Consider the following 12,362-nt stretch of genomic DNA (forward strand, 5'->3'; position numbering starts at 1 on the left):
CCCGTACGACGTGGTCATTCGTCGTGAAGGTCGTCGAGATCCACCAGATGGACGTCGTCCCTGCGGCTCGCCTCCGCGAGCAGGTCGGCCGCGAAGCCGGACTCGCTGAAGACGGCGTAATGCGTGGCCGAGACGTCGATCTTGCCGATGGAGCGCATCCGCTTAGATGACATCAGCTAGATGACATCAGCCTGGTTAGATGACATCAGCCTGGTGCCGCTGCTCGGCGGGTGAGCTCACCAGGCAGGCATTCGGTGACAACAGCCGACGGATGTGGCCGGGCGGGCGGCCGAGCTCGGCCCGCATGGTGCGGGTGAGGTGGGCCTGGTCGGCGAAGCCGAGAGCCGCGGCGAGGCCCGCCAGGTCCTGCTCTCCCTCCTCGATGCGGGCGAGGGCTCGGCCGACCCGCACCCGGTTGCGGTAGCGGCTGACCGTCATGCCGACCTGCCTGCGGAAGGTCCGGCTCAGGTGGGAGGGCGAGACCCCGAGCGCCCGGGCCAGCCGTACGAGATCGGCCGAGTCGGGGTCGTCCGCCAGGATGGCCTCTCGCGCCCGGTCCGCCAGGACTCCGCCGCGGTCCGGGCTTCGCCGGTCGGCTCGCGGGCGGATCGTCGTGACGAGCGTGTGCACCAGCCGTTCCGCGGGGTCGGCCGAGTCGTGCGCGGTGCGCAGGAGAAGCCGGTGTGCGAGCTCGGCCCGGCCGTCGATCGCCAGCGACGGATGCGGCGGCTCGTCGCCCACCACCGCGTGCCACAGCGAGGGCCGCACCCCGACGAACGTGCAGACGTCGCCGCCGGCGGGGTGCGCGAACGCGTACTCGCCGCCCGGCCACTGCGCGTAGCCCATCGTGGGATCGGCGACCATGCGGCGACCGTCGCCGCGCACCCGGAACATCCCGCGGCGCACGAGGACGATGCCGTACGACCCGCCCTCCTCGGGCGTCGACCAGGTGTGATGCCGGGCCGTGCAGGAGACCACGTGGACGGAGAAATCCGGCGTATCGATGACTGACCTCGATGTCCGCACCGGTCCACTGTACGGATCCCCGCACGGGCAAAAATGTTCAAGACCCCGGGGCCCGCGATCGCGGAGCCTGAGGGCCATGTCGAGATTGACGAGGCCACGGCCGTGGGGGGTGCTCACCGTGCTTCTGGCCGGGCAGATGATGGCGTCGATGGACGGCTCGATCGTCACGGTCGCGCTGCCGTCGATACAGCACGATCTGCGGGTCGATGACGCCGTCCTGCAACTGGTCCCGTCGGCGTACCTGCTCACGCTCGGGGTGCTCAACGTGACCGGCGCCCGTACGGGGGATCTGATCGGCCATCGGCGGGCCTTCCTCGGCGGACTGGCGGCCTTCACACTGGCGTCGCTGCTGTGCGGGCTCGCACCGGCGGCGCCGGTGCTGGTGGCGGCCCGGGTGGCCCAGGCCGTGGCGGCCGCGCTGATGGTGCCGCAGGTCTTCTCGCTGATCCAGCTTCGCTTCGACGGCTCCGCCCGCAAACGGGCCATCGGCGTCTACTCGATGGTGCTGGCCCTGGGCGTCGCCCTCGGTCAGGTGATCGGCGGCCTGGTGGTCGGGGCCGACCTGCTCGGGCTGACCTGGCGGCCGGTCTTCCTGGTCAACGTCCCGGTGGGGGCCGTGCTGATGGTCGTGGGGCTGCGCGCGCTCCCGGAGAGCGCGCCGGTGGCCCGCAGGCTCGACCTGGGCGGGGTCGCGCTGCTCACCGCGGCGATGTCGGCGGTGATCGTCCCGCTGATCTTCGGCAGGCAGTACGGCTGGCCGGAGTGGGCCTGGGCCTCGCTGCTCGCCGGCCTGCTCCTGCTGGTGGTCCTCGTGAGGTTCGAGGGCCGGGTCGTCCGCCGGGGCGGCCTGCCGCTTCTCGATCTCTCTGTCCTGCGGCCTGCGGGGGTGGGAGCCGCGCTCGCCACCTGTGTCGCGGTGATGGGCTGTTACACCGCGTTCCTGTTCGTGCTGACCCTGCATCTCCAGAACGAGCTCGGGTTCGGCCCGCTCGCCGCCGGGCTCGCCTTCGTGCCGTACGCGATCGGGTTCGCCACGCTGAGCCTGACCTGGGCCCGGCTGCCCGAGGGGGCGCAGTCGGTCCTTCCGGTCGCCGGGCCGGCCGTCTTCGCCGCGGGCGCCCTGACAGTGGCCGCGCTGCCCGGTGACGGGTGGCCCCCGGCGCTCATGATCCCGGTGTTGTTCCTGGCCGGCGCGGGGCACGCGGCCGGTTACAGCCCGCTGGTGGCACGGGTGGCCGCCATCGTGGGCCCGGAGCGCGCATCGGCGTTGTCGGCGTTGAACTCGACCGGGCCCGTGCTGGCCGGCGTCAGCGCCGTCGCCGGGCTCGGCAGCCTCTATCTCAGCACCGGCCTCGGCTTCGCCTTGGTGGCCGTCGCCGCGCTGCTCGCGGCCGGGGCGTTGAGCGCCGCCGCCGCGCGTGCGACGTGGCGGAGCGGCTCCCATGCCCCCGAACGCGCGGCGCGGACACCGGGCGGCTGATCGGCCGCGGCGGGCCGTCCCGTCAGTCGAACGACAACTCGGTCGTACGGCGGGGCATGAGCAGCAGCGCGGCGACGCTGAGCACGGCCACGACGACGAGCGCGATGAAGATGTGGTGGACCGCGTCGTACAACGCGCCCCGGACGAAGGTCGCGGCGGCGGAGTGGGCCGCCGCGCCCTGGGCCTTCAGCACCAGGCTCGTGGCGTCGAGGCTGTCCGGCAGGTGTCCCGCGACGTCGGCGGGCGGGTGGGCGAAGCGGTCCGACAGCGTCGAGTTGGCGATGGCGCCGAGCACGGCGGCCCCGACCGTGCTGCCGAGCGAGCGGCAGAACATGTTGGTGGCGGTGACCACGCCGCGGCGTTCCCAGCCGACGACCGACTGCACGGCGACCATCGTGGGGCTGGCCGACAGGCCGAGGCCGACGCCGACGACGAAGCAGGCGGCCGCGACCTGCCAGATCATGGCGTTCTGGCCGAGCAGCGCGCACAGCACGGAGCCGGCCACCACCACGACGATGCCGATCAGCGCGGTGTCGCGGAACCCGATGCGCATGTAGAAGCGGCCGGAGAACGTCGCCGCGAGGGGCCAGCCGACGGTGAGCGCGGCGAGGGCGAAGCCCGCCACCAGCGCGCCGGTGCCCAGCACGCCCTGCGCGTACGTCGGGACGTACGAGGTGAGCCCGATCGTGAGGGCGCCGATGCCGAGGGAGGTCAGGTTGCCGCCGGTCAGCGTGCGGCGGCGGAACACCCACAGGGGCAGCACCGGCTCGGCCGCGCGGCGCTCCACGAGCACGAAGGCGGCGATCAGGAGGAGGCCCGCCGCGAAGATCAGCAGACTGGGCGCCGAGTCCCAGTCCCAGGAGACGCCGCCCTCCAGCAGGCCGAGGATGAGCAGGGAGGAGCCGCCGGTGAGCAGCACGGCGCCGGTGTAGTCGATCCGGTGGGAGCCCCGCTTCACCTGCTCCTTGAAGCGCCGGGCGAGCATCCAGGTGGCCAGGGCGCCGAGCGGCAGGTTGATGAAGAAGATCCAGCGCCAGGAGACGTACTCGGAGAAGACGCCGCCGAGCGTCGGGCCGACCACCGCCGAGATGCCCCACACGCTGGCGAGGTAGCCCTGGACGCGGGCCCGCTCCTCGACCGTGTAGAGGTCGCCCGCCATCGTCATGCTGATGGGCTGCACCGCACCGGCGCCGATGCCCTGGATCGCGCGGAACGCGATCAGCGCGGGCATGCTCCAGGCCACCCCGCACAGCACCGACCCGAGCAGGAACGCCCCGATGCCGAAGAACATCACCGGCTTGCGCCCGAACACGTCGGCGAGCTTGCCGTAGATGGGCACGGTCACGGCCTGGGTGAGCAGGTAGATCGAGAACAGCCAGGGGAACTGGGAGAACCCGCCGAGGTCGGTGACGACGGACGGCACCGCGGTGGCGATGATCGTGCTGTCCAGCGCCACCAGAGCGGTGCAGAGCATGATGGCGGCGAGCACGGGACCGCGCTCCGACCGTAGCCCGATGCCTTTCGATGCCGTCGTCGTGGTCGACTTCGTGGTCACGTGGTGGCTCCCCTGTCCCTTCGCGCACGTACACGGGACTCTTCCGCTTGAGAGCGGAAGAGTCCCGAAACAGGGCAACTATCGCAAACCGCCCGGCATTCCTCGTTGGCACCCTCAGCCGCGGCGCTGGGTGTCCTCCAGGTAGCGCAGGACGGCCGTGACCCTCCGGTCCGCGCGGTCGGTGGGCGCCAGGTCGAGCTTCGCGAAGATGTTGCGGATGTGCTTGTGCACGGCGCCTTCGCTGATGAACAGCCGCTCGGAGATGGCGGTGTTGCCCAGCCCCTCGGCCATCAGGGCGAGCACGTCGCGCTCGCGGGCGGTCAGCCGTTCCAGCCCGCTGTCGGAGCGGGTGCGCGTGAGCAACTGGGCGACGACCTCGGGGTCGATGGCCGTGCCTCCGGCGGCGACCCGGTGCAGGGCGTCGAGGAACTCGCCGACCCGGCCGACCCGCTCCTTGAGCAGATAGCCGAGCCGGTCGGTCCCCCCGGCGAGCAGCTCGGTGGCGAACGCCTGCTCGACATACGCGGACAGCACGAGCACCGCCAGACCGGGCAGCCGGCGCCTGGCCTCCACGGCCGCGGCGATCCCCTCGGTGGTGTGGGTCGGCGGCATCCGGACGTCGACGATGGCCACGTCGGGCCGGTGGGCGTCGACGGCCGCCAGGAAGGCGTCCGGGGAGTCGGTCGTCGCCACCACGTCCAGGGACTCCGCGCGCAGCAGCAGCGCGACCCCCTCACGCAGCAGCGGGTCGTCTTCGGCTATCACGATCCGCACGGCAACTCCACGTCGATGGTGGTCGGCCCACCGGGTGGGCTGGTCAGGGTGAGACGGCCGTCGTGGGCCTCGATCCGGCTGCGCATGCCGGTGAGCCCGGAGCCCTGGCGTTCGTCCGCGCCGCCGACGCCGTCGTCCTCGATCCGCAGGCGCAGCCGGCCGCCCTCACGCCGTACGGTCACGGTGGCGTGCCGGGCCCGGCTGTGCCTGGAGATGTTGGTGAGCGCCTCGGCGCTCACGAAGTAGGCGGTCGCCTCGATGGAGGCGGCGCACCTGCCGGGCGCGTCGACGTCGACCCGGCAGGGCACCCCGCAGTTGGCCGCGAGCCCGGCGAGCGCGTCGGCGAGCCCCCGGTCGGCCAGCACGGGCGGCAGGATGCCGCGCACGACCGTACGGAGCTCGGCCAGCGCCTGCTCGGCGGTCTCCTGCGCGCGTTCGAGCATGTCCTCCGCGCCCGGCCGGTTCTGCGACAGCGCGCGGCGGGCCGCGCCGAGCAGCACGGTGACGGCGACCAGCCGGTTCTGCGTCCCGTCGTGCAGGGAGCGTTCGATCCGCCGCAGCTCGGCGGCGTGGGCGTCCAGCGCCGCCGCGCGGGTGGCCGACAGCTCCGCGACGCGCAGGGAGAGGTCCATGTCCGCGGTGGGCGCCAGGAGCCGGCGTCCCGGCCACGCCTGCAACCGGGCCATTCCGCTCCCGAGCGCCAGGAAGCCGACGGCAAGCCCCACGCCGAGGAGCGCGACCGCCCAGGCGTCGGCGTCGTCGCGCACGTCCCAGAACACCAGCGTCGGGGCGGGGTCCTCCGCGGGCAGCGTCCGCCACCACAGCGGATAGGTGACGTCCTGCACGGCGTCCACCACCAGGGTCAGCGCCGCCAGGCCGAGGAACAGGCCCAGCGTGGCGTGCACGAGGAGCCAGCCCAGCTCCCGCCGCACCGCCCGGTCGGCGAAGGCCGCGCGCACACCGGCCGGTGCGGGCCCCAGGGCGACGATCTCCGGCCCCCACCGGGACAGCCGGCCGCGCTCCCGCTCGGCGACGGACCGTACGACCCGTGGCACGGTGGGCGCGAGGAGCAGGCCCACACCGATCACGCAGGTGAGCGCGACCACGACGAGCCACAGCAGAGCGGCGAACGCCAGCAGCGCGGTGCCGAGACCGCCGACGAGGTGTTCGAAGGCGTCGAAGAGGCCGCGGGCGTACGCGGCGACGCCCCTGGCCGGTTTCCGCTGACGCGCCGCCATCATGCACCCCCTCGGGCTGACGAGCTTAGGGTCTTCGCGCGGTGGCCGTTCACCGCTGCGCGGCGAGTCCCGGTGTGAGCTCCGGTGTGAGCTCCGGTGTGAGCTCCGGTGTGAGTTCCGCCGTGCGCTCCGGCGCGGGCTCCTCGGCGGGACGGTAGCCGAGGCGTCCGCGGGTCGCGATGAGCACCAGGACCGCCGCCGTGGTGCCCGCGAGCAGGGTGACGTGGCTCGCGTGCTCGGGGGTGCCGAGCGACGGGAACATGTCCGAGTAGACGATCGACATGAAGTTGTTGACGCTGACGTGCAGCACCATGATCAGCGGCAGGCTCTGGCCGGTGCGGTTGAACACCCAGGTGACGACCACGCTGAAGACGGTGGCGAAGGCGACGAACTCGCCGATCCTCGTCCAGGTGACGTCCGGCCAGCCGCCCCACTCGCTCAGGAACAGCGGCAGGTGCCAGACGCCCCACAGCGGGCCCAGGATGGCGGTGGCGCCCAGCGGGCCGAACCTCCGCTGCATGCGGGGCAGGGCGAAGTCGCGCCAGCCGGGCTCCTCGGCGAGACCGGTGGTGACCATCTGGAGCAGCAGGCCGGGCACGTACGCGACCAGCGCGGCGACGGGCGGCATGTGGATGTTCTCGCCGGAGAGCGCGAGACCGGTGACGATGATGAGGGCGGGCACACCGAGGGCGGTCCCGAGGTACCAGAGCCGGCCGACCCGCCACTTGGTCATCCGGCCGACCCACCGGCGGACGCCCTCCCTGCCGTCCGCGACCCTCGTCACGACGTACGCGGCGAAGATGGGGCCGAGATAGGCGCCGGGGAGAACGCCGGCGAACTGGGTGGTGCCGAGCACGGCGGGGAAGTCGAAGTCCCAGACCCCCAGGCCGTTGTTCGAGAGCACGTAGGGTGACCAGGCCGCCCAGCTCATGAGGTTGGCCAGGGTGAAGAAGGCGACCAGCGGGTGGCGGCGGATGAAGCCCTTGATCCCGGTCGCGTTCGTGTGGTGCCCGGCCCGCGGCCGGCTGTCGAGTGCCATTTCACGTCTCCTGTGGGAGTGCCGACTGACAGTGATCAGCACACCAGCCGGAGGCTCTCCCGGTCGCTCCCGCATGCTGCCCAATGGAGGTACAGCCAGGGGTACCAAGCGAAGACCGCCCAGAGCCGCGACAGGCCCTGAGCGGTCTCCTCCCACAGGAACGCCGGGTCAGATGAGGACGTGCGCCTCGGGGTTGCCGGCGAAGCAGAACTGCGCGTTGCGGGTCAGCTTGTAGTCGGCCGCCTGCCAGGTGTGGGCGGTGGCGTCCGAGCCGCGCATGTAGATGAAGTTGTATCGGTCGGCCGAGTAGATCCGGACGCCCTCCGCCTTGCAGCGCCGTACGAGACGGGTGTCCTCGCCCGCGTTGACCGGTTCGAACGGGAACGCCCGCAGCAGGTCGGACTTGGCCAGGATCGTCGCCCCCTGGATGAGGTGGGCGTAGCGGTGTTCCAGCCCCGGCAGGCGGAAGATCGTGACGTCCTGGTCGGGGAAGTAGGTGTAGTGCGCGCCCTTGCCGACCATCTCGGCGTCGGCGTAGTCGAACGCGCGGACCAGGTCGGACAGGTAGTGCTCGCCGTAGATGTTGTCGTCGTCCATCTTGGAGATCAGCTCGCCCTCGGCGTGGGCGATGCCGTGGTTGAGCACCTCGCCCAGCGTCCAGGACGGGTCGGCGGTCAGCACCTTCACGGCCGGGATGCCCGCCGCGAGGGCCTTGTCGCGCACGACCGCCGGGTCCTCCGACAGGCCGTGCATGACCAGCACGAGCTCCAGGTTGCGGTGCCGCTGCCGCGCCACCTGGCTGATCGCGTGTTCGAGCTGACCGGCCCGGTTGGTCGGCAGCACCACGGAGATCGACCGCGAGCGCGAGACGACCGGCAGGCCGAGGTCGGTGAGGATCTGGTCGACGCGGTGGGAGAACAGGTGCTTGTCGAACACCTCGCGCATCGCCAGGTGGCCCTGGCGCGCCCGCAGCTCGGGGCTGTTGATCAGGTAGATCGCCCGGTTGTACGCCTCCTCCTGGGAGTGCGCGACCGGGATGAGCGGGCCGAACGTCTCCTCGATGGCCCGCGACCACCCCGACAGCACCGTGGTCGAGCAGGCCGACAGCTCGAAGACCCGGCGCGCGCACATGGTGGGCGAGTCGATCACCGAGTTCACGTTCAGGAAGACCTTGTACATCTTGTACGCGGCCAGCATCTGCTCGTACGGCAGCTCGCCCACGATGTGGGGGCGATACTCCTCCGGCCAGGCGTACTTGTCGGCCACGGAGGCGTTCCTGGCGTAGATGTGCAGGCCGAGCGGGCGCACCGGCGCGAGGATCGTCTCCATCTGCTCGCGCCGCTCGGGGTGCTTGTCGCGGAAGTACATCCCCGCGAAGACCACGTCGTACGGCCGGCCCTGCTTGGTCTGGATCGGGTTGTGGATCCGGGGCTGGGCGGCGAACTGCAGCACACCGACACGGTCATGACCCAGCATCTCGCGATATTTCGGGATCATGTCGCCGTCGCACGTGTACACGTAGTCGAACAGCTTGGCCGTCTCGATGAAGAAGTCGAAGTTGGGCGGGTCCTCCTTGTTCCAGAAGACCGTGGGGATGCCCTCCTCGCGGCACCAGGCGATCAGGTCGCGCAGCTCCTGCTTGGGCGCGTTGGTCCCGGTCATCTGGTAGCGCCAGCGGCCCTGGTTGCCGTGCCAGGCCGACTCGCAGAACAGCATCTCGGGCCGCTTCTCGGCGAAGATCTCCCGCCAGTCCTGCAGCCCGAACTCGATCTGGTCCCACTCGTACTTGAACGCCATGCGGGAGAAGTCGTCGAGGATGACCGCGACGCGCAGGTCGGGCCGTACGACCGGGCCGTCGGGCCACTTGAGGCCGGGGATCTTGACCTCGGGGCCGCGCTTCTCGGCCTCGGCGGCGACCTCGATCGCGGACGGCGGCGCCTGCGGCGGCTTCTTGCCGTCCTTCATCGCCTTGCTGAGATCACGCGGCAGCCTGACGATCTTCTTGGGCTTCGCCGCGTTCGTCAGCACCTGCGCGACCCGGTAGGGCTTCTGGGTCTGGGTGGCCTGCAGCCGCCAGAGGGCGTAGTCGGCGCGGGCCTCCTGGTAGGCGAGCCGGTTCTCCAGGTCGCGGATCCGCTGCTCGTACTGCTCGATGTGCTTGCGCTCCTCGGGCAGCCAGTTCACCGGCCCCAGTCGCTGGAAACGGGGCTCTTCAGGAGTCTCTTCGGTCTCAGCCATACCTCTCCCCCTTACGGACAAGCCATCGTAAAGGGCCACAGAGACCTTTGTGCCGATATAGGGGATTCAGCCGAGCGAGGTCTTCCCCCCGTCCTGAACCGTCCTGAGAACTAACGCAGGATGCCCTTGGCGGCGGGGGAGAGGTTGTCGCCACGCAGCCAGGCCTCGATGACGCGGGCGATCCGCGGCCCGGCGGCGCCGTCCCACAGCGGCGGCAGGTCGCCGCTCGGCGTGGCCGCGCCGTCCGCGAGCGCCTTGGACGCCGCGGCGGGCAGCGAGGCGGGCGTGACGAGCCGGTTCGTGCCGTGGGTCACGGTGATCGGCCGCTCGGTGTTGGGCCGGACGGTCAGGCAGGGGACGCCCAGCATGGTCGTCTCCTCCTGCACGCCGCCGGAGTCGGTCACCACCAGGGCGGCCCCGCGCACAAGGGACAGGAAGTCCACGTAGCCGAGCGGGTCGACGATCTTCAGGTTCGGCCGGTTGACGAGACCGGCGTCCGCCAGCCGCTGCCGGCCGCGGGGGTGCAGCGGCACGACGACCTGCACCTGCTCGGCCACGCCGAGCACGGCCTCGACCAGCTCGCGGGCCGCCTCGGGGTCGTCCACGTTGGCCGGTCGGTGCAGCGTGGCCACCGCGTAGTCGCCCTCGATCCCCAGCCGCTCCCGCACCGGCGCCGGGTCGAGCTTGGGCAGCGCGGCGAACAGGCTGTCGATCATCGGGTTGCCGACGAGGTGCACCTTCGCCGGGTCCACGCCCTCGTTGGCCAGGTGCGACAGCGCCTCGGGCGAGGTGGCGAACAGCAGGTCCGACAGCGCGTCGGTGACGACCCGGTTGACCTCCTCCGGCATCTCCCGGTCGAAGGAGCGCAGGCCCGCCTCGACGTGCGCGGTCGGCACGTGCAGCTTGGCGCAGACGAGGATCGCCGCGAGCGTCGAGTTCACGTCGCCGTACACCACCACGAGCGCCGGGCGGTGTTCGAGCACGACGTCCTCAAGCCCGGTGAGCAGGGCGGCCGTCTGCCGGGCGTGGGTGCCGCTGCCGACGCCGAGGTTGGCGATCGGCTCGGGCAGCCCCAGGTCGGCGAAGAACACGTCCGACATCAGCGCGTCGTAGTGCTGGCCGGTGTGGATGATGCCCTGCCGGACCCCGAGCTCGGCCAGCCCCCTGACGACCGGGGCCGCCTTGACGAAGTTCGGCCGGGCGCCCAGTACGTGCAGGACGAGGGGGTTGTCTCTCATCTGCCTCGCCTTTCGTCTCTGGTCGTGCTCACAAGCCGTGCCCTGCCGCGCGTTTTCGCACTCCCTGGCACAAACGTTGCCTATGGTACGGTCGCGCCGTGGAAACCGAGGCCAACAAGCCCGCAAAGGCCGTGTCCGCCGCGTCCGCGAAGGCCGGCCTCGGCGGCTTCCTCCGGGGGTTCGCGAGGAACCCTGTCCTCGTCTCCCGGATCTTCGTCAGCAAGGTCAAGTCCGACCCGATGCGGGTAGCCCAGGCCGCCGCCGACGCGATCCCTCCCGGCATGCGCCCGGTCGTCGGACGCGTCGCCTGGCCCGCCGCCCGGTTCGTCAAGGTCAGGACCCGCAAGATCCTGCAGCGCGCGGCCAAGGGCCCGCTGCGGGACGCCAAGGCCCACTTCGACGCCGGCCGGCTCACCGAGGCGGTCCAGGTGCTCAAGCCGCAGTCCCGGTGGCCGTTCGTCCGCCGCAGGATGGCCTACTACGAGGGGGAGAAGGCCGCGCTCGGCCCGAACCCGATCCCGCCCAAGCCGAAGATCATCATGGGTGAGCGGGTGACCGGCCGGGTGCTGCACATGGTCACCAACGCCCTGCCGTACACGCAGGCGGGCTACACCGTGCGCACCCACCGCATCGTCACCGCCCAGAAGGCGGCGGGGCTCGACCCCCACGTCGTGACGAGCTGGGGCTGGCCCATGCTCCAGGGCCACACCGACGCCGAGCCGTACGAGGAGATCGACGGCATCCCCTACTACCGGCTCCTGCCCAAGGGCGAGGTGCCGTTCGAGAGCCAGGGCCGGATGATCCGCGGCGCCGCGGACGTCTCCGAGCTGGTCAGGACCCTCCGCCCGCAGGTGCTGCACGCGGCGACCGACCACCGCAACGGCTCCGTCGCGCTCGCCGTGCGCGAGCGGACGAACACGCCCTTCGTGTACGAGGTGCGCGGCTTCCTGGAGGAGACCTGGGTCTCCCGCGACCCGGCGAGGGTCGGCAGCGAGCGGCACAGGCTGCAGCGTGAGCGTGAGGCGCAGATCATGCGCGAGGCCGACGCGGTCGTGACGCTCGCCGAGACGATGGCCGCCGAGATCGTGGAGCGCGGCGTGCCCAGGGAGCGCATCTTCCTCGCGCCCAACGCCGTGGACGACGCCCTGCTGACGGCCGACTACGACGGCGAGGCGTTCCGCGACCGGTTCGGGATCGGGCGCGACGAGATCGTCGTGGGCTCGGTGTCGAGCATCGTCGCCTATGAGGGCTTCGCCACACTTCTGAGCGCCGCCGCGCTGCTGCGCGAGGCCGGGACGCCGGTGAAGGTCCTGCTGGTCGGGGACGGCGCCGAGCGGCCCGCGCTGCTCGAACAGGTCGAGAAGCTGCGCCTGACGGACGCGATCCTGCCCGGCCGGGTGGGCCCGGACGAGGCGCTGCAGGCGCAGGCGGCCATCGACATCTTCGTCTGCCCGCGCGAGGACCTGCGGGTGTGCCGTCTCGTCACCCCGCTGAAGCCGGTCGAGGCGATGGCGCTCGGCAAGCCGGTCGTGCTGAGCGACCTGCCCGCGCTGTCGGAGCTCGTCGGCGGTGAGGGCGCCGGCCTGCTGGTGCCGCCCGGCGATCCCGCCGCGCTGGCCAAGGCGCTCGCCGCGCTGCGCGACGATCCGGAGCGCCGGAGGATCATGGGCGAGGCGGGCAAGGCCGAGGTCGCCGCGCACCGGACCTGGAGCAGCCTGGCCCGCACGTACCAAGGGATCTACCAGTCCTTGACCGAAAACCGATAAACAGCAGA

Annotated in this window: 10 protein-coding genes; 2 read left to right on the top strand and 8 right to left on the bottom strand. The window is 71.6% G+C overall.

Translation table 11 applies throughout. The annotated features are described in order from the left end of the window. Window positions 1-14: 14 nt before the first annotated feature. Together FLV34_RS40310 and FLV34_RS09355 are read right to left on the bottom strand one after the other, a co-directional pair. The gene (locus FLV34_RS40310) at window positions 15-173 is read right to left on the bottom strand and encodes a hypothetical protein (protein WP_168066120.1); all 159 of its coding nucleotides are present in this window, start codon (window positions 171-173) and stop codon (window positions 15-17) included. 22 nt (window positions 174-195) lie between these two features. Beyond that, window positions 196-1,026, bottom strand: coding sequence for an AraC family transcriptional regulator (locus FLV34_RS09355; protein ID WP_222709458.1), 831 nt, complete (start codon window positions 1,024-1,026; stop codon window positions 196-198). Between the two features lie 76 nt (window positions 1,027-1,102). Between FLV34_RS09355 and FLV34_RS09360 the strand changes: the two genes are divergently transcribed. Then, window positions 1,103-2,506 carry an MFS transporter gene (locus tag FLV34_RS09360; protein WP_147942890.1) on the top strand — a complete coding sequence of 468 codons (1,404 nt, stop codon included), beginning with the start codon at window positions 1,103-1,105 and terminating at the stop codon, window positions 2,504-2,506. 22 nt (window positions 2,507-2,528) lie between these two features. Here FLV34_RS09360 and FLV34_RS09365 read toward each other — a convergent pair whose 3' ends face one another. The 6 genes from FLV34_RS09365 to wecB all read right to left on the bottom strand — a co-directional run bounded on the left by FLV34_RS09365 (window position 2,529) and on the right by wecB (window position 10,588). Next, the gene (locus tag FLV34_RS09365; protein WP_221889947.1) at window positions 2,529-4,061 is read right to left on the bottom strand and encodes an MDR family MFS transporter; all 1,533 of its coding nucleotides are present in this window, start codon (window positions 4,059-4,061) and stop codon (window positions 2,529-2,531) included. Between the two features lie 114 nt (window positions 4,062-4,175). Continuing rightward, the gene (locus FLV34_RS09370) at window positions 4,176-4,835 is read right to left on the bottom strand and encodes a response regulator transcription factor (RefSeq protein WP_142649013.1); all 660 of its coding nucleotides are present in this window, start codon (window positions 4,833-4,835) and stop codon (window positions 4,176-4,178) included. Further along, a complete protein-coding gene (locus FLV34_RS09375) occupies window positions 4,823-6,076 on the bottom strand; it encodes a sensor histidine kinase (RefSeq protein WP_185949004.1) in 1,254 nt (417 codons plus the stop codon). The genes FLV34_RS09370 and FLV34_RS09375 overlap by 13 nt, the downstream gene beginning before the upstream one ends. A gap of 46 nt (window positions 6,077-6,122) precedes the next feature. Then, complete coding sequence (locus tag FLV34_RS09380) at window positions 6,123-7,112, bottom strand: CPBP family intramembrane glutamic endopeptidase (protein WP_147942891.1); 990 nt, start codon at window positions 7,110-7,112, stop codon at window positions 6,123-6,125. Window positions 7,113-7,280: 168 nt separating this feature from the next. Then, window positions 7,281-9,350, bottom strand: a complete 2,070-nt coding sequence (locus FLV34_RS09385) for a glycosyltransferase (RefSeq protein WP_142649015.1) — start codon at window positions 9,348-9,350, stop codon at window positions 7,281-7,283. 110 nt (window positions 9,351-9,460) lie between these two features. After that, window positions 9,461-10,588: a non-hydrolyzing UDP-N-acetylglucosamine 2-epimerase gene (wecB, locus tag FLV34_RS09390; RefSeq protein WP_142649016.1), complete on the bottom strand. Its 1,128-nt coding sequence runs from the start codon at window positions 10,586-10,588 to the stop codon at window positions 9,461-9,463. A 98-nt stretch (window positions 10,589-10,686) separates the two neighbouring features. On the opposite strand from wecB, the gene FLV34_RS09395 reads away from it, so the two are divergent. After that, a complete protein-coding gene (locus FLV34_RS09395; protein WP_147942892.1) occupies window positions 10,687-12,354 on the top strand; it encodes a glycosyltransferase family 4 protein in 1,668 nt (555 codons plus the stop codon). Window positions 12,355-12,362: the final 8 nt, after the last annotated feature.

The sequence above is a fragment of the Microbispora sp. CSR-4 genome (assembly GCF_008033685.1).
Lineage (GTDB): Bacteria > Actinomycetota > Actinomycetes > Streptosporangiales > Streptosporangiaceae > Microbispora.